The organism is Geodermatophilus marinus (genome assembly GCF_003428645.1).
Lineage (GTDB): Bacteria > Actinomycetota > Actinomycetes > Mycobacteriales > Geodermatophilaceae > Geodermatophilus.
In genome coordinates, this window is record NZ_QVQH01000025.1 from 18,086 (window position 1) to 41,579 (window position 23,494).

Genomic DNA, 23,494 nt, shown 5'->3' on the forward strand with positions numbered 1-23,494 from the left:
CTCCTTCGTTCTCAGGTGCGGGGGGCGCTCAGCGGCCCAGCAGCTTCTTCAGGTTCTTGGCGTCGGCCGGGCTGATGACCTGGTCCTGGTCGAGCCGGCGCTTGCGTCGCGAGGGCTTGTGCTCGAACTTGTGCTGGTTGTTCGCCTGCTCGCGCATGAGCTTGCCGGTGCCGGTGATGCGCACCCGCTTGGCGGTGCCCTTGTGGGTCTTCTGCTTCGGCATGTCGTCCTCGTTCGTCGGTCTGCCCGGCGCGACGCGGCAGCCGCAGCTGCCGCGCCGGCGCCGGTACGTCGGTGCGGTGGTGCCCGGTTCGGCGTCAGGCGCCGGGCGCCTGGTTCCCGGCCTGCTTCTCCGCCTTGGCCGAGCGGCGCGAGGCGTCGGTGGCGGCCTGGTTGCGGTGCGGGGCGATCACCATGACCATGTTCCGCCCGTCCTGCTTCGGGTTGGACTCGACGACGCCCAGCTCGGCGACGTCGGCGGCCAGCCGCTGCAGCAGCCGGTAGCCCATCTCCGGCCGGGACTGCTCGCGACCGCGGAACATCACGGTGATCTTGACCTTGTCGCCGCTGCGCAGGAAGCGCTCGACGTGGCCCTTCTTGGTCTCGTAGTCGTGCGGGTCGATCTTCAGGCGCAGCCGCATCTCCTTGATGACGGTGAGCGCCTGGTTGCGCCGGGCCTCGCGGGCCTTCTGCGCCGACTCGTACTTGAACTTCCCGTAGTCCATGAGCTTGACGACGGGCGGCCGGGCCATGGGCGCGACCTCGACGAGGTCGAGCTCGGAGTCCTGGGCCAGGCGCAGCGCCTCGCCGATCGGCACGATGCCGACCTGCTCGCCCTCCGGGCCGACCAGGCGGACCTCGGGGACGCGGATACGGTCGTTGATGCGGGGCTCGGTGATGGCCTCTCCTCTGCTGTCTGCACGGGAGGAGCCGCTCGCCCGACCGGGCCCGGGACGGCGAGCGGGCCCCGCGAGCTGCCTGCTCGCGGGGCCCGCTCGCCCCGGGGCGACGGGCACGGGGCTCGTCGCGCGACACGGGCCGCCGGCTGGCCGGTGGTCCGCGATCCGGTGACCTGGACGCCCGGGGGGCGGCAGGTGGGAGCGGGCTCCTCTTGGTGTCGGCGGCCCGGGGCAGGGCCACCGAAGTGGTTCGCGCGCCTCGGTGTAGCGGGGAGGCACGCCCATGCTACAGCGCGCCGGGCGCGCAGGTCATTCCCGGGGTCCGGTCACTCCCCGGGGCCGTAGAGCAGCGGCGGCGGTGCCGGCTGCCGGGCCAGGGCGGCGGCGTGCAGCGCCCGCATCCCCTCGACAGCGTCCGCCGCCCGCCCGCCGTCGGCGCCCTGGACGGCGAGCAGCGCGAACTCGTCGTCGTCGGTCAGCCGCAGCGTGGCCCAGCGGAACCGCCGGTCGAAGCGGATGGCCCGCACCGCCGTCCACGGCACCGTCCGCGTCCCCGCCAGGTTGCGGACCCGCACGCCGTCGGCGTCGGCGTCGATCCGGGGCCGGCCCAGGGCGAGCAGGCCGAGGGCGAGCAGCACCCCCAGCAGGACGACGGCCACCTGGTCGGCGGCGGTGTACCGGACCACCCCGGAGGTCTGCTCGTCCAGGGTCAGCCCCACGAAGGTGAGGACGGCGAGCACGGCGGCCGCCGCGAGGGCGCAGAGCAGCCGCCACCGGCGGGGGACGGCGGAGACGGGGGGCGGTGCGGGCGTCGGCACGCCCCCATGGTCCCAGGCGGGCACGGTCGGCGGTGCTGGCAGAGTGACCGGCATGGAGGACCCGGGCACGGCCGTCGCGGGCACGGAGGTCACCGGCACCGTGCAGCACGAGGCGTGGCGGCGGCGCGTGCTGCCGCCCGTCGAGGAGGTCCGGCCCGGCCTGTGGTCGCTGCCGGTCCCCATCCCGCACAACCCGCTGCGCTACGTGACCGCCTACGCGCTCGCCCTCGCCGGTGGCGGTCTCGGCCTGGTCGACACCGGCTGGGAGAGCGAGGAGGGCTGGCGGGCGCTGCGCGACGGGCTGGCCTCGATCGGCGCCGGCGTCGCCGACGTCCGCGGGGTCCTGATCACCCACGCGCACTGGGACCACATCGGGCTGGGCGCCCGCGTGGCCGCGGCGTCGGGGGCCTGGGTGGCCATCCACCCGGCGGACCTGCGGGCCGTGCACCACTTCACCGGCAAGCCGCCGGAGCAGGTGGTCGCCGAGGAGGTGGCCTTCCTGGTCGCCCTCGGCGCCGACCCCGCCGAGGCGGCCGCCGACGTCGGCACCCCCGAGCACATGGCGCACCTGGCCGGGATGGTGGTGCCCGACCGGCTGCTCGAGCACGGCGACCGCGCCGACCTGCCCGGCTGGTCGCTGCGCGCGGTGCACACCCCGGGCCACACGGCCGGTCACCTCTGCTTCGCCGAGGAGCGCACCGGCCTGTTCTTCTCCGGCGACCACGTGCTGCCGCGGATCAGCCCCAACGTGTCGACGTCCGGCTTCGGCGCCGCGGACCCGCTGGGCGACTTCCTGGCCTCGCTGGAGGTGGCCGGCAGCGGCGCGGCCGCCGAGGTGCTGCCCGCGCACGAGTGGCGGTTCCGCGGCCTCGCCGCCCGGACGGCGGAGCTGCGGGCGCACCACGAGCGGCGGCTGGCCGAACTGCTGGCCGCCATCCGCGCCCACCCGCACGCCACGCCGTGGCAGCTGGCCGCCCACCTCACCTGGTCGCGGCCGTGGGAGGACTACGAGCGGCGGATGCGCATCTTCGCGGTCACCGAGACCGACGCGCACCTGCGGCTGCTGGCCCGCCGCGGGCTGGTCGTGGGCAGCGGCGGGCCCGTGCCGACGTGGACCGTCGCGGCCCGCTGACGCCGGGCGCGCAGCCCGCGGGGGCGACCGGCGAGGGCGCCGCCCGGGTGGCCGCGCTCGCCGCCCGGGTGCGGGACGCCGCGCCGCGCCTGGGCCGGACCCGGCTGGTCTGCGTCGACGGCCCGGCGGGCTCGGGCAAGACCACCCTCGGCCGCGCGCTCGCCACCGCGCTGGGCGCGCCGCTGGTGCACATGGACGACCTCTACGCGGGCTGGACGCTGACCGGCGCCTGGGCGCGGCTGGCCGCCGGGGTGCTGCGGCCCCTGGCCGGCGGCGCGGACGGCGCCTACCACCGCTACGACTGGGCCGCCGGGCGGTTCGCCCCGGTCCCGGTCGGCGTCCCTTCCGGGGCCGCCCTCGTGGTGGAGGGCTGCGGGAGCTGCCCCCGCGCGGCCGACCCGTGGGCGGTGCTGCGGGTGTGGGTGGAAGCCCCGGCGGCGCTGCGGCTGGCCCGGGGGCTGGCCCGCGACGGCGTGGCCCTGGCGCCGCAGTGGCGGCGCTGGCAGGGCCTCGAGGCGGCGGTGTTCGCGGCGGAGGGCACGCGGGAGCGGGCCGACGTCCGGGTGGACGGCACCGGCGGCCGGCCGTGACGTGCGTCGCAGCGACACACGCGCGCAACGCCGGCCCGCGACCATGGGGTGGTGCGGGGCCGCTCCCGGGCCGCCGCCACGACGAGGGGGACGCGTGAGCCAGACCGCTTCGGAGGGGACCGACGGTCCGCTGCCGCTGACCGGCTACAGCGTGGCGGTGACGGCGGCACGCCGGCGCGAGGAGCTGGGTGCGCTGCTCGAGCGGCGCGGCGCCCGGGTGCTGTACGCCCCGGCGATCCGCATCGTGCCGCTGGCCGACGACGCCGAGCTGGTGGCGGCCACCCGCCGGGTCCTCGAGCGCCCGGTCGACCTGGTGGTCGCGACCACGGGCGTGGGGTTCCGCGGCTGGCTGGCGGCGGCCGAGGCGTGGGACCTGCCGCTGGTCGACCACCTACGCGGCGCCCGCGTGCTGGCCCGCGGCCCCAAGGCGCGCGGGGCCATCCGCGGCGGCGGCCTGGTCGACGCCTGGTCGCCGCCGTCGGAGTCCTCGGCCGAGGTGCTCGAGCACCTGCTCTCCGGCGCGGAGGGGCCGCTGGCCGGCCGGCGCATCGCCGTCCAGCTGCACGGCGACCCGCTGCCGGACTTCGTCGCCGCGCTGCGCGCCGGCGGCGCCGAGGTGCTGACCGTGCCGGTCTACCGGTGGGTGCTGCCCGAGGACGTCGACCCGGTGCGCCGCCTGGTCGCCGCCGTGGCGGCCCGGGCGGTGGACGCGGTGACCTTCACCAGCGCGCCGGCCGCCGCGAGCCTGCTCTCCGTCGCCGAGGACCTGGGCCGGCGGGCGGACCTGGTGACGGCCCTGCGGGACGGCGTGCTGCCGGTCGCGGTGGGCCCGGTGACCGCGGCCCCGCTGGAGGCGGCCGGCGTCCGCACCGTCCAGCCCGGCCGGTCCCGGCTCGGTGCGCTGGCCCGGGAGGTGGTGGCCCGGCTGCCCGAGCGCGACCCGGTGCTGCAGGTCGGCCCGCACGCGCTGCAGGTGCGCGGGCACGCCGCCGTGGTGGACGGGCGGGTCGTCGACCTGGCCCCCGGGCCGATGGCGGTGCTGCGGGCCCTGGCGGCCCGCCCGGGGACGGTGTGCTCCCGGCCGGAGCTGGTGGGCGTGCTTCCCGGCGGGGGGGACGGGCACGCGGTCGAGATGGCGGTCACCCGGCTGCGCGCCGCCCTCGGGGTGCCGCTGGTCGAGACCGTGGTGAAGCGGGGTTACCGCCTGGCGGTCTGATCCGCCGGCCCTTCTCCCGTCCTCCCCCCTCCCCTCCCCCCTTCTCTCCCGGTGATCATGGGCGTCCTGCCGGCGACACGGGGGGACACGCCGGGCCGGCCGGCCAGACGCCCATGATCACCGCGGAGGTCGCGGACCCCACGGCGGGCCGCGGGCCGCACGGCAGGTCGCGGGCCGCACGGCAGGTCGCGGGCCGCACGGCGGTGGTGGTCCCGGGCCTCACAGCGGCGTCGGCGGCGAGTGAGCGGACGGTTCCCGAGCGGTCACGCCGGGGCGGTCGGCGGGAAACAGGCGCTCCCTAGCGTCCCTGCGCACACCGGCTGCGCCCGCGCCGGGCCCCACGACCCCCAGGGACCTGCCGATGACCACCACCTCCGCCCGCGGGACCGCCGTCCCGGTCGCCGCGCCGCCGACCGGCACCGGGCCGGTCGGCCGCCTCGGCTCGCGCTGGATCGACCACTACGCCCCCGAGGACCCCGCCTTCTGGAACTCGCCGGCCGGCCGGCCGGTCGCCCGCCGCAACCTCGTCTGGTCGGTGCTGGCCGAGAACATCGGCTTCAGCGTCTGGCAGATGTTCAGCATCGCCACCGCCGTCCTCGCCTCGATCGGCTACGGGTTCAGCAGCGACCAGCTGTTCTGGCTGGTCGCCACCGCCGGACTGGTCGGCGCGGTCATGCGCGTGCCCTACACGTTCATGCCGGCGCTCTTCGGCGGGCGGAACTGGACCGTGGTCAGCGCCCTGCTGCTCCTGGTGCCGGTGACCCTGCTGGTGGTCGCCGCGACCACCGGCGCGCCCTACTGGGTGTGGGTGCTGACCGCGGTCACCTGCGGGTTCGGCGGCGGCAACTTCGCCTCGTCGATGGCGAACATCTCGTTCTTCTACCCGGACAACAAGAAGGGCTTCGCGCTCGGGCTCAACGCCGCCGGCGGCAACATCGGGGTGGCGGTCATCCAGCTGCTCGGGCCGCTGGCGGTGGCGGCGTCCTGGATCGCCGTCGTGGGCGGGCCCACCGGGCGGACCACCGAGGGCGGCGCGGACCGCTACGTGCAGAACGTGGCGCTCATGTGGGTGCCGTTCATCCTGATCGCCGCGGTCGGCGCGTTCCTCTTCATGGACAACCTGACCGGCGCCCGCGCGAACGTGGCCGCCCAGGCCGCCGTCGCCCGCCGCCGGCAGACCTGGGTCATGTCGTTCCTGTACATCGGCGCGTTCGGCTCGTTCATCGGCTTCTCCGGCGCCTTCCCGCTGGTGCTGGCCAACGAGTTCGCCGCCGACACCTACCAGTACGCCTTCCTCGGACCGCTGGTGGGTTCGCTGTCCCGCCCGGTCGGTGGCTGGCTGGCCGACCGCGTGGGCGGGGCGCGGGTGACCCTGGTGACGTTCGTCGGGCAGGCGCTGGCGATCGGCGCGGCCATCCACTTCCTGCGGGCGGGCAGCTTCGCCGGCTTCCTGGCCAGCTTCCTCGTGCTGTTCGCGATCGTCGGGATGACCAACGGCTCGACCTACCGGATGATCCCGATCATCTACCGGGCCGAGGCCGCCGCCGGGCACCCCGGCGACTCCCCCGAGGCCACCCTCTACCGCGCCCGGCGCGACACCGCGGCCGCCGTCGGCATCATCTCCGCCGTCGGGGCGCTGGGGGCGGTGTTCATCCCGCGGGTAATCGCGGAGTCCTACGGCGCGACCGGCGGGGTGGAGACGGCGCTGGTCACCTTCTGCGCGTTCTACGTCGTCTGCGTCGCGGTCACCTGGGCCGCCTACCTCCGCCGCGGCACCCTCATGCAGCGGGCAGGCGTGTGACCTCCCGGCGGTGACCACCCCGCGGTAACCCCGGCGCCGGCCGGCCCCTCGGGCGGGCCGGCGCTGCCCCGCTGGAGGGAGCCGGGCGACCGCGGGCGTGCGCGGTGCCGCGCCGACCGGGGAGGATCCGCCCGTGACCGCTCCCGAGGACCCGCCGGCCCCCGGCCGCACCCTGGTCGAGGCCGGCTCGGTCGTCGCCGGCTCGATGGCCCGCACCGCGGCGACGCTGCTGTTCGACCCGTCCGCGGCCCGCGTCCGGCTGGAGCCGGCCCTGGCCGAGGTGCTGCGCCGCGCCGCCGCCGAGGCGGCGGAGCTGCCCGGCAGCCGGGCGGGCGCGCGGGCGGGCGCGGCACTGGCCTTCGCCGCCGAGCTGGCGGTGACCCGCGCCGCCGAGGGCCGGGCGGTGCGCACCGACCGGGTGGTGTCCGACGGGCGCACGCCGCTGGACGAGCTCGCCGGCGAGGTGCTGCGGGTGGCCGCGGCCACCGCCGAGGAGTGGCGGGTGCGCCACCTGGGCTACCTGCTGGCCGAGACGGCCGTCTCCGGCGACCTCGACGCGGGCACGGTGCGGACCGGGCTGCGGCTGGCCTCCGGGCTGACCGGCCGGCAGCTAGCGTGGCTGGCCGCGGTCGGCCGCCGCGACCGGGTGCCGCTGCCGATGGCGCCGCTGCCCGCCGAGCCCCGCGGCTGGCCCGCGTGGGGCGCGCTGGAGGACCTCGCCGACCTGCAGCGCCGCGGCCTCCTGGACCCGCCGCCGCCCCAGCCCCGACCGGGGGGTGCGGCGCTGCCCCGGCTGCGGTGCACCGACCTGCGGCTCACCCGGCGGGGCGTGCTCGTGCACCGGCTGCTGGTCCTGGACCTGCTGCGCGACGACCTGGTCGCGGCCACGCTGGCCGACCTGGGCCTGCCGCGCTCCTGAGCCGGCCCCCGTCCGCTGCTCACCCGGCCCGGCGGCGGGCGCGCAGCACCGCGTCGGCGACCTCGTGGCCGTGCCCCTCCTGGCCGTGCCCCTCCTGGCCATGCCCCTCCTGGCCGTGCCCCTCCTGGCCGTGCCCCTCCTGGCCATGCCCCTCCTGGCCATGCCCCTCCTGGCCATGCCCCTCCTGGCCATGCCCCTCCTGGCCATGCCCCTCCTGGCCATGCCCCTCCTGGCCATGCCCCTCCTGGCCATGCCCCTCCTGGCCATGCCCCTCCTGGCCATGTTCGTCCTGGCCGCCCACCTCGTGGGGGCGGGCCGGCCGCGGCCTGGCCCCGGCGACCTGGACCTCCCACTCGGCCGGGTCGAGCAGCGCGGCCATCTCCTCCGCCGACGCGAAGAAGTCCGCCGGCGCCTCGGGCCGAAGGCCGCGGGCGAGCTCGCTGGGGTCGTGGGCGACGACCAGCAGCGTCCCGCCCGGCACCACCGCGGCGGCGAGCCCGGCCAGCACCGCGTCCCGGACGGCGGCCGGCGGGTGCAGGTAGGAGCTGCACACCAGGTCGAAGGCGGCCGGCGGCGGCGGCTCGGCGACCAGGTCGGCCTGCCGCCACTCGATCCGGTCGGCGAGGCCGCGCTCGGCGGCGGCACGGGCACCGCGGTCGAGCGCCACCGCCGAGAGGTCCACCGCGGTGACCCGCCACCCGCGCCCGGCCAGCCAGAGCGCGTCCCCGCCCTCCCCGGCGCCGGCGTCCAGGGCCCGGCCCGGCGCCAGGTCGGCGACCTCGCCGACGAGGACGTCGCTCGGGCGGCCGCTCCACAGCCCGGGCGCCGACCGGTACCGCTCCTCCCACCAGGCCCGGTCGTACGCCGGCGCGTCGGCCCCCGGCGGCCGGGCCGGGTGGTCGTGGCCACCGGGCCCGACGGTGCGCTCCTGGGCCTCGGACCGGGTGGCGGGGGGATCGTCGTCGCGCATGACGGCACCGTCCGCCGATCGACGCAATCACGGCAAGCGCGTTTGCCAGATCGGCAAGTCTCGGCGCACGCCGACCGGTCCGGACGAGGAGCCTAGACCTCCACCACCAGGGCGCCGTCCACGTCGGTGACCGGGTAGGTCCGCAGGGCGAGCGCCGACCCGGGCGAGCAGCCGTCGACCCAGCGGAAGGCGTACAGGTGCAGCGGGCAGACCAGCACGCCGGCGTCGGTCTGGCCGTCGGCCAGCGGGCCGCCGGCGTGCGGGCAGGCCGCCTGGGTGGCGCGCAGCGAGCCGTCGCGGAGCCGGAAGACGGCGACCTGCACGCCGCCGGCGACGAAGGCCCGCCCCTCCCCCGGCGGCACGTCCTCGACCCGGCCGACCACGTGCCGCTCGCCGCGGACGGGGGCGGTCGCGCCGGGGGTCTCCACCCCGGTGGCCGGGCTGCCGGTCGCGGTGCCGGGCGTCGTGGGCTGCTCGGCGGGGGCGTGCACTGCGCCGGTCATCGGACGGGCACCTCCGGCAGGGGGACCAGCGGCAAGGACGGGCGGAACTGACCCGGGGTGGCCGGCTCGGCGCCGTCCTGCCCCCAGGGGTCGCGGTAGGCGTCGATCGAGCGCTGCAGGTTCGCGTCGAGGTCGGCGACGATGCCGTCGGCGTCCTCGAGGACCACCTGCCGGATGCGCTCCAGCCCGACGCGGGGCACGAAGTCGTAGGTGCGCTCCAGCCAGTTGGCGTGCTCGCGGTAGTACTGGACGAACCGGCCGACCAGGGTGAGCACCTCCTCCGGCGAGCCGACGGTGCCCAGCAGGTCGCCCTTGCGGACGCTCGCCCCGGCCGCCCCCCCGACGTAGACCTCCCACTTCCCGTTGCCGATCGCGACGACGCCGACGTCTTTCACGTAGGCCTCGGCGCAGTTGCGCGGGCAGCCGACGACGGCCATCTTGATCTTGGCCGGGCTCTCGATGCCCTGGAAGCGGGTCTCCATGTCGATGCCGAGCTGCGTGGAGTCGCCGAGGCCGAAGCGGCAGAAGTCCGACCCGACGCAGGTCTTCACCGTGCGCATGCTCTTGCCGTAGGCGTACCCCGACGGCATGCCGAGGTCGTCCCACATGGCGGGCAGGTCCTCCTTGCGGACGCCGAGCAGGTCGATCCGCTGCCCACCGGTGACCTTGACCATCGGCACCTCGTACTTCTCGGCGACGTCGGCGATCCGGCGCAGCGCCGGGGCCACCAGGCCGTAGACCTGGCCGCGGTGCTGGGCGCACTCGCCGATGGCGTAGACGTCCGGGTCGTCGGTGCGCAGCTGGTCGTCGACGACGATCCCGCGCTCGACCTCCAGCCCGGAGCGCAGCGCGAGGTCGCTGTGCGGGCGCACCCCGGCGGCGACGACGAGCAGGTCGCAGTCCAGCCGCCGACCGTCCTTGAGCACGACGCCCTCGACGTGCTCGTCGCCGAGCACCTCGGTGGCCAGGACGTCGAGGTGCACCGTGATCCCGAGCTGCTCGACGCTGCGCTTGAGGATCGCCCCGGCCTCGGCGTCGAGCTGGGCGTTCATCAGCCACGGCATGGCGTGCACGAGGTCGACCTGCAGCCCGTGCCCCTGAAGCGCGCGGGCCGCCTCGAGGCCCAGCAGGCCCCCGCCCATGACGACCGCGCGGCGGCAGCTGCCGACCGCGGCCAGCATCGCCCGGGTCTCGTCGATGGTGCGGAAGCCGTACACGCCGGGCAGCAGCTCGCCGTCCTCGCGGCGGACCCCCGTCATCGGCGGGATGAACGAGTAGCTGCCGGTGGCCAGCACCAGGTGGTCGTAGGGGGTCTTCGAGCCGTCGGAGCCGTGGACGAGCTTGGCGGCGGTGTCGATCCGCTCCGCCCGGACGCCGGCCCGCAGGGTGACCCCGTTGTCGGCGTACCAATCGTGGCTGTTGAGGACGATGTCGTCCTCGCCCTCCTCACCCGCCAGCACCGGGGAGAGCATGATCCGGTTGTAGTTGCCGTGCGGCTCGTCGCCGAGGACGGTGATCCGGAACTGCTCGCCGCCGCTGCGCTCGAGCACCTCCTCGACCAGCCGGGCCCCGGCCATGCCGTTGCCGACGACGACCAGGCGGGCGCGGGTGTCGAGCTCGTCGTCGTCCAGGTGCAGCGCGGTCAGCCCGCGGGGACGGCCGCCGAGCACCCTGCTGTCGGTGACCGTCATCAGACCTCCACCAGCCCGAGGTCGACCACGATCTCGCCGGTGACGCCCTCGGGCGCCGCGGCGTGCAGCTCGACCACGCTCCCGCCGGGCAGGTCCTCGACCACCCGGAGCGGGACGTGGGTGTCGGCCTTGGCGCCGATCGGGAACCAGCGCATCGGCTCGCCGTCGCGCAGCAGCAGCACGTACACCAGCTCGTCGGTGGCGTTGCCGCCGCGGAAGTACAACGCCTGCGCCGACAGGCCGGCGGGGACGGTGTAGCGCAGCGCGGCGTCGACCGGGCCGGGCTTGGCCAGCCCTTCTCCCGAGATCGGGTAGACGCCTTGCAGGAAGCGGGGTGTGCTCTTCACGCGGGGGGTCCTCCTCGGGGGCGGGCGGTGCGGGGCACGGGCCGGCGGGAGCGGGCCCCGGGCCGCGGGGTGCTCGTGCGGACGGGGCTCGGGCTGGGTGGTGGCGTCGGGGGCGGGCAGCCGCTCGACCGGGCCGGCGACCCGGGTGACGGCGACCGCGCAGACCTTGAAGGCCGGCATCTTCGAGATCGGGTCGAGGGCGTCGGCGTCGGTGAGCGCGTTCGCGCTGGAGCCCCCGCCCCAGTGGAAGGGGGCGAAGACGACGTCGGGCCGGATGCCGTCGGTGAGGGTGGCCGCGAAGCGGGCCCGGCCGCGGCGGGTGGCCAGCTCCACCACGTCGTCCGGGCCGATGCCCAGGCGGCGGGCGAGGTCGGGGTGCAGCTCGGCGCGCGGCAGCGGGGCGATCAGCTGCAGGCTGCGCGAGCGGCGGGTCTGGGTGCCCGACTGGTACTGGGCGAGCACCCGGCCGGTGGTGAGCACGTAGGGGTACTCGTCGTCCGGGCGCTCGTGCGCCTCGACGTGCTCGACGCGCAGGAACCGCGCCCGGCCGTCGGGGGTGGCGAAGCGCTCGGCGAACAGCCGGGGCGTGCCCGGGTGGTCCGGCGCGCCCTCCTGCGGCGCCGGGCAGGGCCAGAAGACGCCCTGCTCGTCGTCGATGCGCCGGTAGCTGATGCCCGAGTAGTCGGCCGCGCCCCCGGCGCTGGCCCGGCGCAGCTCCTCGAAGACCACCTCGGGTTCGGCGCTGAACCGCTGCCCGGCGCCCAGCCGGGCGGCCAGCTCGGCGAGCAGCTGCAGGTCGTCGCGGACCCCGGCCGGTGGGTCGAGCGCCCGCCGGCGGCGGATCACCCGCCCCTCGAGGTTGGTCATCGTGCCCTCCTCCTCCGCCCACATGGCACTGGGGAGGACGACGTCGGCCAGCTGCGCGGTCTCGGAGAGGAAGAAGTCGCTGACGGCGAGGAAGTCCAGGTCGCCGAGCCGGCTGATCACCCGGCGGGCGTCGGGGGCGCTGACCGCCACGTTCGAGGCCAGCACGAGCAGCGTGCGCACGCCGCCCTCGGTGCCGAGCGCGTCGAGCAGCTCGAAGGCGCTGCGCCCCGGCCGCGGCAGGTCGTCGGGGTCGACGCCCCAGACGGCGGCGACGTGCGCGCGCGCCGCGGGGTCGGCCAGCGAGCGGTAGACGGGGAGCTGGTCGGCCTTCTGCCCGTGCTCGCGCCCGCCCTGCCCGTTGCCCTGACCGGTCACGGTGCCCCAGCCGCTGCCGGGCCGGCCGGGCAGCCCGAGCGCGAGGGCGAGGTTGATCCACGCCTGGGCGGTGTCGGTGCCGTGGCGGTGCTGCTCGGCCCCGCGCGCGGTCAGGATCATCGCCTTCTCGGCGCGGGACAGCGCGAACACGGTGCGGCGCTGGTCGGCGACCGGGACGCCGGTGAGCCGCTCCACCCGGTCGGGCCAGTAACCGGCCACGCCTGCGCGGACGTCGTCGAAGCCGGTGGTCCGCTGCGTGACGTACTCCTCGTCGACCAGCCCCTCGGCCAGCGCGATGTGCAGCAGCCCGTTGGCCAGCGCCAGGTCGGTGCCCGGTAGCGGCTGCAGGTGCAGCGCGGCGTTGCGGGCGGTCGCCGTCCGGCGGGGGTCGACGACGACGTGCACGGCGCCGCGCTCGCGCCCCTCGTCGAACCACTGCATCGCCGGCGGCATCGTGGCGGCCGGGTTGCTGCCGACCAGGACGACGACGCCGGCCTCGGCGATGTCCGAGAGCGGGAACGGGAGCCCGCGGTCGATACCGAAGGCGCGGTTGGCCGCGCCGGCGGCCGAGGACATGCAGAACCGGCCGTTGTAGTCGATGGCGCTCGTCCGGAGGGCGACCCGGGCGAACTTGCCGAACTGGTAGGCCTGCTCGTTGGTCAGCCCGCCGCCGCCGAAGCAGCCCACGGCGTCGCGGCCGTGCTCGGCCTGGGTCCGCCGGACCGCGGCGACCACCCGGTCCAGCGCCTCCTCCCAGGTCGACTCGACCAGCGGGCTGGTGCGGTCCCCCGGCACCGCCCGGACGAGGGGCCGGGTGAGCCGCTCGGGGTGGTCGAGCAGCTCGGTCGCCGACCAGCCCTTCGAGCACAGTCCGCCGCGGTTGGTCGGGAAGTCCGCGGGCACGAGGGTCGCGGGCCGGTCGCCGGCGGTCATCGTCACCCCGCACTGCAGCGAGCAGTAGGGGCAGTGCGTGCCGGTGGTCCGGGTCCGCGGGCCGGCCCCGGAACGGGCTGCGGTCAGCGGGGTGGCGGGCACGGGAGCAGCCTGCGCGGCGGCCGTTTCCCGGCCGCGGCACCGGCGTCAACCCTGCGTTCCGGCTCCCTCACCGCGGCGCTGCGGTCGGCGTGAGGGCCTCGTGCCCGGCCCCGGGTGTGACTAGGTTGCGGAGCACCACATGACACCGACGTCAGGAGGACTCCGTGCCACTGGACCCGCAAGCCCAGGCCCTGCTCGACGCCATGGAGGCGCAGGGCGCCCCCGACATCTCCGCGCTGTCGGTGTCCCAGGCCCGCGACATGGCCAACTCCTTCCGCGAGATGCAGGGCGAGCTCGTGCAGGTGGCCGCCGTGGGCGACCGCACCGTGCCCGGGCCGGCGGGTGCGCTCCCGGTGCGGATCTACCGGCCGCACGGGTCCCCGCGGGGTGCGCTCGTCTACTTCCACGGCGGCGGCTGGGTGATCGGCAACATCGAGGTCGTCGACGGCCCGTGCCGGGCGCTGGCCGAGGCGACCGGCTGCGTTGTCGTCTCCGCGCAGTACCGGCTGGCCCCCGAGTCGGCCTTCCCCGCCGCGCCCGAGGACTGCTACGCCGTCACCCGGTGGGTGGCCGAGCACCTGGAGGAGCTGGGCACCGAGCCGGCCGGCCTGGTCGTCTCCGGGGACAGCGCCGGCGGCAACCTCGCCGCGGTCGTCGCGCTGATGGCCCGCGACCGGGGCGGCCCCGAGATCGCCTTCCAGGCGCTGATCTACCCGGTCACCGACTGCGCCGACATGGAGACCGACTCCTACCGGGCCAACGGTGAGGGCTACCTGCTCACCGCCGCCTCCATGCGCTGGTTCCGCGACCACTACGTCCCGGACGAGGCCGCCCGCACCGAGCCCTACGCCTCCCCGGTGCGGGCGGCCGACCTCAGCGGGCTGCCCCCGGCCTTCGTCGCGGTGATGGAGTTCGACCCGCTGCACGACGACGGCGCCAAGTACGCCGAACGGCTCCGGGAGGCCGGCGTACCGGTCACGCTGCAGCGCTACGAGGGCCAGATCCACGGCCTGTTCTGGCTGGGCGGCATGTGCGGCCGCTACCAGACCCTGGTCGAGGACGTCGCCCGCGAGGTCAAGGGCGCCCTGGGGTGAGCCTCCCGGGAGGGACGGCCGCCGCGCCGTCCCTCCCGGGGCGGTGGTGGGATGGCCCGGTGAGCGAGCCGGGGACGACGATCCGCCTGGGCACCCCGTCGGTGCGCCGGGCCGAGCAGCGCGACGTGCCGCGGATCGCCGCGACGCTCACCGTCGCGCTGGCCGATTCCCGCTGGGTGCGCTGGGCGCTGCCCGAGGACGGCCGGGTGCAGCGGCTGACCCGCTGGCACGAGCTGGACGCCGGGCACCGGGCGGTGGCGACCGGCAGCGGCTGGGTCACCGAGGACGTCACCGCCGTGGCCACCTGGGAGCCCCCGCCCGGCGCCGAGGGCACCACCCCCCTGCCGGGCGACGTGCGCGCGGCGCTGGCCCGGGAGCTGCCCTACCTCTCGGGCCCGCACGCCGCCCGGGTGGCGGCCACCGCGGAGCTGCTCGCGGCGGCCCGGCCCGCAGGGCCGCACTGGTGGCTCACCCACCTGGGCACCCGGCCCAGCAGCCGCCGCCGCGGCCTGGGGACCGCGGTCCTGCGGCCGGTGCTCGACCGCTGCGACGCCGACGGGGTGCCGGCGGCGGCCGCCGTGCACACCTGGGCCGGCGTCCGGTTCCTGCGCCGCTCGGGGTTCGAGGTCGACCGGGCGGCGCGGACCGCCGACGACGAGCTCCCGCTCTGGCTGCTGGTGCGCCGACCGGGCGGCTGAGAGGGTCCCGCCGGGGTGCCGGTGGGCGCGGGTGTCGATCCGGGCGGTGCCCGTTCGTACAGGGGGTGAGCGGCCGCCACGAGGGCGCCGCGCGACCCGAGGAGGACGACATGGCGCAGTACCTGCTCAACCTGGTCCAGCCCGTCGGCGACCCGCCGCCGCCCGAGGAGCTCGAGCCGATCATGCGCGAGGTCCGGGCGGTGTCCGACGACATGCGGGCCGCCGGTTCCTGGGTGTTCGCCGCGGCCCTGCACCCGCCGGAGGCCAGCACGCTGCTCCAGCCCTCCGGGGACGACGTCCTGGTCGTCGACGGCCCGTACGCCGAGGGCAAGGAGTTCATCGGGGGGTTCACCGTCGTCGAGGCCGAGGACCTCGACGCGGCCCTGGAGTGGGGCCGCCGGTACGCCCGCGCCACCGGCCTGCCGATCGAGGTCCGGCCGGTCGCGGACCGGGGCGTGTAGCCGGTGCCGGACGTCGGCGCCCCCGGCGTCGGCGTGCCCGAGGTGGAGGCGGTGTTCCGCACGTCCTACGGGCGCGCGGTCGCCGTCCTCACCCGCCTCCTCGGCGACATCGACGCCGCCGAGGAGGCGGTGCAGGACGCCTTCCTCACCGCCGTGCAGCGCTGGCCGGCCGACGGCGTGCCGCCCAGCCCGGCCGGGTGGATCGTCACCACCGCCCGCAACCGGGCCATCGACCGGCTGCGCCGCGAGGCCGGCCGCACCGGCCGGTACGTGGCCGCCGCCCGGCTCGCCGACCCCGACCCGCCGCCCGAGGAGGGCGCCGTGCGCGACGACCGGCTGCGCATGCTGTTCACCTGCTGCCACCCGGCCCTGGCCCCCGCGGCCCGGGTGGCGCTGACCCTCCGGCTGGTCGGGGGGCTCACCACCGCCGAGGTCGCGCACGCCTTCCTCGTGCCGGAGGCGACGATGGCCCAGCGGCTGGTGCGGGCCAAGGCCAAGATCCGGGCCGCGGGGATCCCGTACCGGGTGCCGCGCGAGGCCGACCTGCCCGACCGGCTGGCCGGCGTCCTCGCCGTGGTCTCCCTCGTCTACACCGAGGGGCACACCGCCACCGCCGGGGACGACCTCACCCGCCCCGACCTGGCCGTCGAGGCGGTCCGGCTGGCCCGCGCGCTCGCCGAGCTCATGCCCGACGAGCCGGAGGTCACCGGCCTGCTCGCCCTGCTGCTGCTCGCGGAGTCCCGCCGGCCGGCCCGGGTGGGGCCCGGCGGGGAGCTGGTCCCGCTCGCCGAGCAGGACCGCACGCGGTGGGACGCCGCGCTGCTCGCCGAGGGCCGGGAGCTGGTGCGCCGCTGCCTGCGCCGCGGCGCGCCCGGGCCGTACCAGGTGCACGCGGCGATCCAGGCCGTGCACGGCGACGCGGCGACCGCGGCCGGCACCGACTGGCGCCAGGTGCTGGCGCTCTACGACCAGCTGCTGGCGCTCACGCCCACCCCGGTCGTCACGCTGCACCGGGCGGTGGCGCTGGCCGAGGTCGCCGGGCCGGAGGCGGCGCTGGCGGTCCTCGACGGGCTCGCGCTACCCGGCTCGCACCTGCTGCCCGCCGTCCGGGCCGACCTGCTGCGCCGCCTGGGGCGGACGGCGGAGGCCGGCGCCGCCTACGGGCAGGCGCTGGCGCTGACCGGCAACGCCGCCGAGCGCGCCTTCCTCGAGCGCCGCCGGGCCGAGCTCCCCCGGTGACCCGCCGGAGCGGGCCCTGCGTTCAGTCGGTGCCGGACTCCATGGCGGCGCGGTCGAGCAGCTCCTCGTCCTCCGAGACCTCCCCGCGGGACGCGATCGCCTCGGCACCCCCGGCGTCCATCGCCCCGATGAGCCCGGTCGAGGCCGCCTGCGCCACCCCGATCGGCGCCGGGTGCGCCCCGCCGACCATCCCCAGCGCCGCGTACTGCTCGAGCTTGGCCCGGGAGTCGGCGATGTCGAGGTTGCGCATGGTGAGCTGGCCGATGCGGTCCACCGGGCCGAAGGCGGAGTCCTCGGTCCGCTCCATCGACAGCTTGTCCGGGTGGTAGCTGAACGACGGGCCGGAGGTGTCGAGCACGGAGTAGTCCTCGCCGCGGCGCAGCCGCAGGGTGACCTCGCCGGTGACCGCGGTGCCGACCCAGCGCTGCAGGGACTCCCGGAGCATGAGCGCCTGCGGGTCCAGCCAGCGGCCCTCGTAGAGCAGCCGGCCCAGCCGCCGACCCTCGCTGTGGTAGGTCGCGATCGTGTCCTCGTTGTGGATGGCGTTGACCAGCCGCTCGTAGGCGGTGAACAGCAGCGCCATGCCCGGGGCCTCGTAGATGCCGCGGCTCTTGGCCTCGATGATCCGGTTCTCGATCTGGTCGGACATGCCCAGGCCGTGGCGGCCGCCGATGGCGTTGGCCTCGAGCACCAGGTCGACGGCGCCGGGGAACTCCTTGCCGTTGAGCGTCACCGGCCGGCCCTGGGCGAAGCCGATCGTGACGTCCTCGGGGGCGATCTCGACGTCCGGGTCCCAGAACCGCACGCCCATGATCGGCTCGACGATCTCGACCCCGGCGTCCAGGTGCTCGAGCGCCTTCGCCTCGTGGGTGGCGCCCCAGATGTTGGCGTCGGTGGAGTAGGCCTTCTCGGTGCTGTCGCGGTAGGGCAGGCCGTGGGCGACCAGCCACTCGGACATCTCCTTGCGGCCGCCGAGCTCGCTGACGAAGTCGGCGTCCAGCCAGGGCTTGTAGATCCGCAGCGAGGGGTTGGCCAGCAGCCCGTAGCGGTAGAAGCGCTCGATGTCGTTGCCCTTGAACGTCGAGCCGTCGCCCCAGATCTGGACGTCGTCCTCGAGCATGGCCCGCACGAGCAGCGTCCCGGTGACCGCCCGGCCCAGCGGCGTGGTGTTGAAGTAGCTGCGCCCGCCGGAGCGGATGTGGAAGGCCCCGCAGGTCAGCGCGGCCAGCCCCTCCTCGACCAGCGCCGCCCGCCCGTCGACCAGCCGGGCGACCTCCGCGCCGTAGGCGCCGGCCCGGCCGGGCACCGAGTCGATGTCGGGCTCGTCGTACTGGCCGATGTCGGCCGTGTAGGTGCAGGGCACCGCCCCCTTGTCGCGCATCCACGCGACCGCCACCGACGTGTCGAGACCGCCGGAGAAGGCGATCCCCACGCGCTCGCCGACGGGCAGGGAGGTGAGCACCTTGGACATGAGAAGAAGTATGCGCAACCGTGCATGATCATGCAAACAGCGGGGTGTGAGGTCAGTCCCAGCGGCGCCGGGAGCGCTTGAGCCGGCCGCGCTGCTTCTTCGCCTCCAGCCGCCGTTCCTGCGAGCCACGGGTCGGCCGGGTCCGCCGCCGGCTGGGTGCGGGCGGCGCCAGCGCGGCCCGGAGGACGGCGGCCAGCCGCTCGCGCGCCACCTGGCGGTTGCGCAGCTGCTGGCGGTGCTCGGCGGCGACGACGGTGAGGACGCCGTCGACCAGCCGGCCGGCCAGCCGCTGCGCGAGCCGGTCCCGCTGCGCCGCGCCCAGCCCCGGCAGCGCCAGCGGGCTGACCGAGAGCTCCACCCGGGAGTCGGCCGTGTTCACCCCCTGCCCCCCGGGCCCCGACGAGCGGGAGAACCGCCACGACAGCGCGGCCGCCGGGACGACCAGCGCCCCGGTGACCGGGAGGTCGCCCGCGGCGTCGTCGATCGGCACGCCGTGCAGTCTCCCCCACGCCGGCCCACCCGCTGTCCCGGGCGCCGTCCCACCCGCTGTCCCGGGCGCCGTCCCGGCACCGGTCCCGGCGATCATGAAATCCGGGAAGAGGCGCGCCGGTGAACGACGGCGTGGTGATTCCCTGACTTCGTGATCGCGGCGCCCGGGGGCGTCCCGGGGCCTCCGCGGCCGGCGCGGGCGGGGACGATCGGGGCATGCCCGAGCGCTCCCTCGCCGCCGCCCTCGCCGCCGGTCCCGTGGTGCTCGACGGCGGGCTGGCCACCCAGCTGGAGGCGCAGGGCGCGGACCTGTCGACGGCGCTGTGGTCGGCCCGGCTGCTGCGCGACGACCCGGCGGCGGTCGTGGCCGCGCACGCCGCCTTCGCCGCCGCCGGCGCCCAGGTGGCGACCACGGCGAGCTACCAGGCCTCCGAGGCGGGCTTCGGCGCCGCCGGGGTGGACGCCGCCGAGGCGCGCCGGCTGGTCGCCCGTTCCGTCGCGCTGGCCCACGCGGGCGCGCCGGAGGCGTGGGTGGCCGGCTCGGTCGGGCCGTACGGGGCGGTCCTCGCCGACGGCTCGGAGTACACCGGGGCCTACGTCGCGGAGCTCTCGGTGGCCGACCTGCGCGCCTTCCACCGGCCGCGGATGGCGCTGCTGGCCGAGGCGGGCGCCGACGTCCTGGCCTGCGAGACCGTCCCGGCGGCCGCCGAGGCCGAGGCGCTCGTCGCCGAGGCCGACGCGCTGGGGGTCCCGATCTGGCTGTCCCTGACGACCGTGGTCGACGCCGCGGGTCTGGCCCGCACCCGGCGCGGCGAGCTGGCCGCGGACGTGTTCGCGATGGTGGCCGGCGTCGACGCGGTCGTCGCCGTGGGGGTCAACTGCACCGACCCGGCCGGCGTGCGCTCCGGCGTCCTGGCCGCGGACACCAGCGGCAAGCCGGTCGTCGCCTACCCGAACAGCGGCGAGGGCTGGGACGCCACGGCCCGGCGCTGGACCGGGTCCGGGGGCCTCCCCCTCGACGCGGTGCCGGGGTGGGTGGCCGCCGGGGCGCGGGCGGTGGGCGGCTGCTGCCGGGTGACGCCGGCCGACATCCGGGGCCTCGCGACGATGATCAGGTGAGCTGACCGTTGACGGTCCTGGCTGACCACCGGTGGTGAGCCAGGACCCCCGATGACCAGCTCACCTGATCATCGACCGGGTCACCGGGTCACCGGGTCGACGGGGTCACAGGATGGGGCGGCCCCCGGTGACCGCGACCCGCGCGCCCGAGACGTAGGACGCCTCGTCGCTGGCCAGCAGCACGTACACCGGCGCGAGCTCGGCCGGCTGCCCGGCCCGGCCCAGCGGGGTGTTCCCGCCGAAGCTCGCCACCTTCTCCTCCGGCATCGTCGAGGGGATCAGCGGGGTCCACACCGGCCCGGGGGCGACGCTGTTGACCCGGATGCCCTTCTCGGCCAGCAGCTGGGCGAGGCTGGCCGAGAAGTTGGCGATGCCGGCCTTGGTCATCGCGTACGGCGCGAGGGTCGGGCTCGGGTTGTCGGAGTTGACCGACGAGGAGTTGATGATCGACCCGCCCGGGGGCATGTGCGGCAGCACGTCCCGGCAGAGGGTGAACATCGCGGTCAGGTTGAGCGCGAGCGTGTGGTCCCACTCCTCGTCGGAGATCTCGTCGAGGGACTCGTGGCTCATCTGGAACGCCGCGTTGTTGACCAGGACGTCGACCTTCCCGAACGCCTCGACGGCCTTCGGGACGACGGTCTTCTGGTGGGCGCGGTCGGCGAGGTCCCCGGGGACGAGCACGCAGGTCCGGCCGGCCTCCTCGACGAGCTTGGCGGTCTCCCGCGCGTCCTCGTGCTCGTCGAGGTAGGCGATGAGCACGTCGGCGCCCTCGCGCGCGAAGGCGATCGCCACCGCGCGGCCGATGCCGCTGTCGCCGCCGGTGATGACCGCGGCCTTGCCGGCGAGCCGCCCCGACCCGCGGTAGCTCTCCTCGCCGTGGTCGGGCCTGGGGTCCATCTCCCCGAGCGTGCCGGGCGGGGTCTGCTGCTGCTCGGGCTGGGATTCCGGGCGGGGCTCGGACACGTCGTCCTCCTGGGGTGCCGGTCGGTACGCCCCGCGCCTACCCGTGCGGGGCCGACCGGAACCCGAACCCTCCCGGGGGCGGGAGCCCTGTCACCGGGAAGGGACGGGGCGTCGGGCACGCTGTCCCTCACGATGACCGCCACCGCCCCTCCCCTCCTCGCCGGCCCGGCCGACCTCGACGCGCTGCGGTCCCGGGCGGCCGACCCCGACACCCTCTTCACCGACGTCGCCACCTGGGCCGAGGGCAACGGCACGCCGCTGTACCCGCACCAGGAGGACGCGCTGATCGAGGTGGTGAGCGGGGCGAACGTCGTCCTCGCCACGCCGACGGGCTCCGGCAAGTCGCTGGTGGCCACCGGCGCGCAGTACGCCGCCCTGGCCGCCGGCCGCCGCAGCTTCTACACCGCGCCGATCAAGGCGCTGGTCAGCGAGAAGTTCTTCGCGCTGTGCGGGGTCTTCGGCGCGGCGAACGTCGGCATGCTCACCGGCGACGCCGCGGTCAACCGGGACGCGCCGGTCATCGCCTGCACCGCCGAGGTGCTGGCCAACATCGCGCTGCGCGAGGGGGCGGACGCCGAGATCGGCCTCGTCGTCATGGACGAGTTCCACTTCTACGGCGACCCGGACCGCGGCTGGGCCTGGCAGGTGCCGCTGCTGGAGCTGCCACGGGCCCAGTTCCTGCTGATGAGCGCCACCCTCGGTGACACCACCGCGCTGCGCGAGGACCTCACCCGCCGCACCGGCCGGCCCACCGCGCTGGTGGCCACCGCCGAGCGCCCGGTGCCGCTGCACCACTACTACGCGACCACGCCGGTGCACGAGACGATCCAGGAGCTGCTGGACACCCGGCAGGCGCCGGTCTACGTCGTCCACTTCACCCAGGCCTCGGCGCTGGAGCGCGCCCAGGCGCTGATGAGCGTCAACGTCTGCACGAAGGAGGAGAAGGCCGCGATCGCCGACATGATCGGCGGGTTCCGGTTCTCCTCCGCCTTCGGGACGACGCTCTCGCGGCTGGTCCGCCACGGCATCGGGGTCCACCACGCCGGGATGCTCCCCAAGTACCGGCGGCTGGTGGAGCAGCTGGCCCAGGCCGGGCTGCTCAAGGTCATCTGCGGCACCGACACCCTCGGCGTGGGCATCAACGTCCCGATCCGCACCGTGGTGTTCTCCGCGCTGTCCAAGTACGACGGCTCGCGCACCCGGCTGCTGTCCGCCCGGGAGTTCCACCAGATCGCCGGGCGGGCCGGGCGCGCGGGCTTCGACACCGCCGGCACCGTCGTCGTCCAGGCGCCCGAGCACGAGGTGGAGAACCTCAAGCAGTTCGCAAAGGTCGCCGACGACCCCAAGAAGCGCCGGAAGCTGGTGCGGAAGAAGGCCCCCGAGGGCATGGTGCCGTGGAGCGAGGCCACGATGCGCCGGCTGATCGACGCCGAGCCCGAGCCGCTGGTGAGCAACATGCGGGTGACCACGGCGATGCTGCTCGACGTCGTCGACCGGCCCGGCGACCCGGTCGCCGCGATGCGGCGGCTGCTCACCGAGAACCACGAGCCGCGCAAGCGGCAGCTGCGCCACGTCCGCGAGGCGATCGGCATCGCCCGCTCCCTGCTGCAGGCCGGCGTGGTGGAGCGGCTGCCCGGGCCGGACGCCGACGGCCGGCGCTACCGCCTGACGGTCGACCTACCCCCGGACTTCGCGCTCAACCAGCCGCTGTCGACGTTCGCGCTGGCCGCCATCGAGCTGCTCGACCCCGCCTCGGAGACCTACGCCCTCGACGTCGTGAGCGTCATCGAGTCCACGCTCGACGACCCGCGGCAGGTCCTGGCCGCCCAGCTCAACAATGCCAGGGGCGAGGCCGTGGCGCAGATGAAGGCCGAGGGCATCGAGTACGAGGAGCGCATGGAGCTGCTCGAGGAGGTCTCCTACCCCCGGCCGCTGGAGGAGCTGCTCGAGCACGCCTTCGAGGTGTACGTGCGCGGCAACCCGTGGGCGGCCGATGCCCACCCGTCGCCGAAGTCCGTCGTCCGGGACATGTGGGAGCGCGCCCTCACCTTCCGGGAGCTGGTCGGCACCTACGGGCTGACCCGCGCGGAGGGGGCGGTGCTGCGCTACCTCTCCGACGCCTACAAGGCGCTGCGCTCCGGCGTCCCGGCGGCCGCGCGCACCGAGGAGGTCACCGACCTCGTGGAGTGGCTCGGCGAGCTGGTCCGCCAGGTCGACTCCTCCCTGCTCGACGAGTGGGAGGCGCTGACCGACCCGGACCGCCCCGCCGACGAGCCGGTCGCCGTCCCCGCCCGGCCGCGCCCGCTGACCGGCAACGAGCGGGCCTTCACCGCGATGGTGCGCAACGCGCTGTTCCACCGGGTGCAGCTGTGGGCCCGGCGGCGCTGGTACGACCTCGGCGAGCTCGACGCCGGCTCGGGCTGGGACGCCGACCGCTGGGGCGGGGTGGTGCAGGCGTACTTCGCCGAGCACGAGGAGGTGCGCACCGGCGCCGACGCCCGCGGCCCCGCGCTGCTCGTCTGGGACCGGGGCACACCCGGGGTGTGGCGGGTGCGCCAGATCGTCGACGACCCGGCCGGCGACCACGACTGGGGCATCGACGCCGAGGTGGACCTCGCCGCCTCGGACGACGAGGGCGCGCTGGTGCTGCGCGTCGTCGACGCCGGCCGCCGGGATGCCGCGTGGACCTGAGCGGCGGGCCGACCGGCGATCCCCGCCCGGGACCCGGACCCGGCCGTGATCATGGGCACCCGGCCGGTGCCGTCGGCGTGTCGTCCCGTGTCGCGGGCGAGAACCC

At 76.3% G+C, this 23,494-nt stretch carries 21 protein-coding genes; 11 read left to right on the top strand and 10 right to left on the bottom strand.

The window, feature by feature from the left end; genetic code table 11:
* Positions 1-28: 28 nt before the first annotated feature.
* The 3 genes from rpmI to D0Z06_RS20410 form a co-directional block, all read right to left on the bottom strand.
* Positions 29-223 (bottom strand): 50S ribosomal protein L35, encoded by a 195-nt coding sequence (gene rpmI / locus D0Z06_RS20400; protein ID WP_117379382.1) that lies wholly within the window; start codon positions 221-223, stop codon positions 29-31.
* Positions 224-317: 94 nt separating this feature from the next.
* Positions 318-899 carry a translation initiation factor IF-3 gene (gene infC / locus D0Z06_RS20405; protein ID WP_117379425.1) on the bottom strand — a complete coding sequence of 194 codons (582 nt, stop codon included), beginning with the start codon at positions 897-899 and terminating at the stop codon, positions 318-320.
* A 326-nt stretch (positions 900-1,225) separates the two neighbouring features.
* On the bottom strand, positions 1,226-1,717 hold the full coding sequence (locus tag D0Z06_RS20410; protein ID WP_117379383.1) for a PH domain-containing protein: 492 nt from the start codon (positions 1,715-1,717) through the stop codon (positions 1,226-1,228).
* Positions 1,718-1,769: 52 nt separating this feature from the next.
* On the opposite strand from D0Z06_RS20410, the gene D0Z06_RS20415 reads away from it, so the two are divergent.
* From D0Z06_RS20415 to D0Z06_RS20435, 5 genes are all read left to right on the top strand, one after another.
* Entirely contained in the window at positions 1,770-2,849 is a 1,080-nt protein-coding gene (locus D0Z06_RS20415) for an MBL fold metallo-hydrolase (protein ID WP_117379426.1), read from the top strand.
* Positions 2,828-3,439, top strand: a complete 612-nt coding sequence (locus tag D0Z06_RS20420) for a uridine kinase family protein (protein ID WP_233517842.1) — start codon at positions 2,828-2,830, stop codon at positions 3,437-3,439. The genes D0Z06_RS20415 and D0Z06_RS20420 overlap by 22 nt, the downstream gene beginning before the upstream one ends.
* A gap of 94 nt (positions 3,440-3,533) precedes the next feature.
* A complete protein-coding gene (locus tag D0Z06_RS20425) occupies positions 3,534-4,655 on the top strand; it encodes a uroporphyrinogen-III synthase (RefSeq protein ID WP_233517843.1) in 1,122 nt (373 codons plus the stop codon).
* A 361-nt stretch (positions 4,656-5,016) separates the two neighbouring features.
* A complete protein-coding gene (locus tag D0Z06_RS20430; protein ID WP_117379385.1) occupies positions 5,017-6,456 on the top strand; it encodes an MFS transporter in 1,440 nt (479 codons plus the stop codon).
* 133 nt (positions 6,457-6,589) lie between these two features.
* Positions 6,590-7,375: a hypothetical protein gene (locus tag D0Z06_RS20435; protein WP_117379386.1), complete on the top strand. Its 786-nt coding sequence runs from the start codon at positions 6,590-6,592 to the stop codon at positions 7,373-7,375.
* Between the two features lie 19 nt (positions 7,376-7,394).
* On the opposite strand, the gene D0Z06_RS20440 is transcribed toward D0Z06_RS20435, so the two are convergent.
* The 4 genes from D0Z06_RS20440 to D0Z06_RS20455 form a co-directional block, all read right to left on the bottom strand.
* A complete protein-coding gene (locus tag D0Z06_RS20440; RefSeq protein WP_117379387.1) occupies positions 7,395-8,345 on the bottom strand; it encodes a class I SAM-dependent methyltransferase in 951 nt (316 codons plus the stop codon).
* A 92-nt stretch (positions 8,346-8,437) separates the two neighbouring features.
* Positions 8,438-8,848, bottom strand: coding sequence for a Rieske (2Fe-2S) protein (locus tag D0Z06_RS20445; protein WP_117379388.1), 411 nt, complete (start codon positions 8,846-8,848; stop codon positions 8,438-8,440).
* Positions 8,845-10,539, bottom strand: coding sequence for an FAD-dependent oxidoreductase (locus D0Z06_RS20450; RefSeq protein WP_117379389.1), 1,695 nt, complete (start codon positions 10,537-10,539; stop codon positions 8,845-8,847). Before D0Z06_RS20450 ends, D0Z06_RS20445 begins: the two co-directional genes overlap by 4 nt.
* The gene (locus tag D0Z06_RS20455) at positions 10,539-13,163 is read right to left on the bottom strand and encodes a molybdopterin oxidoreductase family protein (protein ID WP_117379390.1); all 2,625 of its coding nucleotides are present in this window, start codon (positions 13,161-13,163) and stop codon (positions 10,539-10,541) included. Before D0Z06_RS20455 ends, D0Z06_RS20450 begins: the two co-directional genes overlap by 1 nt.
* 164 nt (positions 13,164-13,327) lie before the next feature.
* Here D0Z06_RS20455 and D0Z06_RS20460 point away from each other — a divergent pair, with 164 nt between their 5' ends.
* From D0Z06_RS20460 to D0Z06_RS20475, 4 genes are all read left to right on the top strand, one after another.
* A complete protein-coding gene (locus tag D0Z06_RS20460; RefSeq protein WP_117379391.1) occupies positions 13,328-14,257 on the top strand; it encodes an alpha/beta hydrolase in 930 nt (309 codons plus the stop codon).
* Between the two features lie 59 nt (positions 14,258-14,316).
* The gene (locus tag D0Z06_RS20465) at positions 14,317-14,955 is read left to right on the top strand and encodes a GNAT family N-acetyltransferase (protein WP_117379392.1); all 639 of its coding nucleotides are present in this window, start codon (positions 14,317-14,319) and stop codon (positions 14,953-14,955) included.
* A gap of 110 nt (positions 14,956-15,065) precedes the next feature.
* The gene (locus tag D0Z06_RS20470) at positions 15,066-15,416 is read left to right on the top strand and encodes a YciI family protein (protein ID WP_117379429.1); all 351 of its coding nucleotides are present in this window, start codon (positions 15,066-15,068) and stop codon (positions 15,414-15,416) included.
* A gap of 3 nt (positions 15,417-15,419) precedes the next feature.
* Complete coding sequence (locus tag D0Z06_RS20475; RefSeq protein WP_233517844.1) at positions 15,420-16,655, top strand: RNA polymerase sigma factor; 1,236 nt, start codon at positions 15,420-15,422, stop codon at positions 16,653-16,655.
* 22 nt (positions 16,656-16,677) lie between these two features.
* On the opposite strand, the gene argG is transcribed toward D0Z06_RS20475, so the two are convergent.
* Both argG and arfB read right to left on the bottom strand, forming a co-directional pair.
* Positions 16,678-18,126 (bottom strand): argininosuccinate synthase, encoded by a 1,449-nt coding sequence (gene argG / locus D0Z06_RS20480; RefSeq protein WP_117379393.1) that lies wholly within the window; start codon positions 18,124-18,126, stop codon positions 16,678-16,680.
* A 52-nt stretch (positions 18,127-18,178) separates the two neighbouring features.
* Entirely contained in the window at positions 18,179-18,616 is a 438-nt protein-coding gene (gene arfB / locus D0Z06_RS20485) for an alternative ribosome rescue aminoacyl-tRNA hydrolase ArfB (RefSeq protein WP_199522442.1), read from the bottom strand.
* A 215-nt stretch (positions 18,617-18,831) separates the two neighbouring features.
* Here arfB and mmuM point away from each other — a divergent pair, with 215 nt between their 5' ends.
* Complete coding sequence (gene mmuM / locus D0Z06_RS20490) at positions 18,832-19,734, top strand: homocysteine S-methyltransferase (RefSeq protein WP_117379395.1); 903 nt, start codon at positions 18,832-18,834, stop codon at positions 19,732-19,734.
* Positions 19,735-19,839: 105 nt separating this feature from the next.
* On the opposite strand, the gene D0Z06_RS20495 is transcribed toward mmuM, so the two are convergent.
* Positions 19,840-20,697, bottom strand: coding sequence for a glucose 1-dehydrogenase (locus tag D0Z06_RS20495; RefSeq protein WP_233517845.1), 858 nt, complete (start codon positions 20,695-20,697; stop codon positions 19,840-19,842).
* 132 nt (positions 20,698-20,829) lie between these two features.
* On the opposite strand from D0Z06_RS20495, the gene D0Z06_RS20500 reads away from it, so the two are divergent.
* Positions 20,830-23,388 (top strand): DEAD/DEAH box helicase, encoded by a 2,559-nt coding sequence (locus D0Z06_RS20500; protein ID WP_117379396.1) that lies wholly within the window; start codon positions 20,830-20,832, stop codon positions 23,386-23,388.
* Positions 23,389-23,494: the final 106 nt, after the last annotated feature.

What these genes read in the sequence shown, in the direction of transcription:
- argG (WP_117379393.1), bottom strand. Translation starts at nt 18,126, where the DNA reads ATGTCCAAGGTGCTCACCTCCCTGCCCGTCGGCGAGCGCGTGGGGATC.
- D0Z06_RS20445 (WP_117379388.1), bottom strand. Translation starts at nt 8,848, where the DNA reads ATGACCGGCGCAGTGCACGCCCCCGCCGAGCAGCCCACGACGCCCGGC.
- D0Z06_RS20415 (WP_117379426.1), top strand. Translation starts at nt 1,770, where the DNA reads ATGGAGGACCCGGGCACGGCCGTCGCGGGCACGGAGGTCACCGGCACC.
- D0Z06_RS20500 (WP_117379396.1), top strand. Translation starts at nt 20,830, where the DNA reads ATGACCGCCACCGCCCCTCCCCTCCTCGCCGGCCCGGCCGACCTCGAC.
- D0Z06_RS20450 (WP_117379389.1), bottom strand. Translation starts at nt 10,539, where the DNA reads ATGACGGTCACCGACAGCAGGGTGCTCGGCGGCCGTCCCCGCGGGCTG.
- rpmI (WP_117379382.1), bottom strand. Translation starts at nt 223, where the DNA reads ATGCCGAAGCAGAAGACCCACAAGGGCACCGCCAAGCGGGTGCGCATC.
- mmuM (WP_117379395.1), top strand. Translation starts at nt 18,832, where the DNA reads ATGCCCGAGCGCTCCCTCGCCGCCGCCCTCGCCGCCGGTCCCGTGGTG.
- D0Z06_RS20470 (WP_117379429.1), top strand. Translation starts at nt 15,066, where the DNA reads ATGGCGCAGTACCTGCTCAACCTGGTCCAGCCCGTCGGCGACCCGCCG.
- D0Z06_RS20440 (WP_117379387.1), bottom strand. Translation starts at nt 8,345, where the DNA reads ATGCGCGACGACGATCCCCCCGCCACCCGGTCCGAGGCCCAGGAGCGC.
- D0Z06_RS20430 (WP_117379385.1), top strand. Translation starts at nt 5,017, where the DNA reads ATGACCACCACCTCCGCCCGCGGGACCGCCGTCCCGGTCGCCGCGCCG.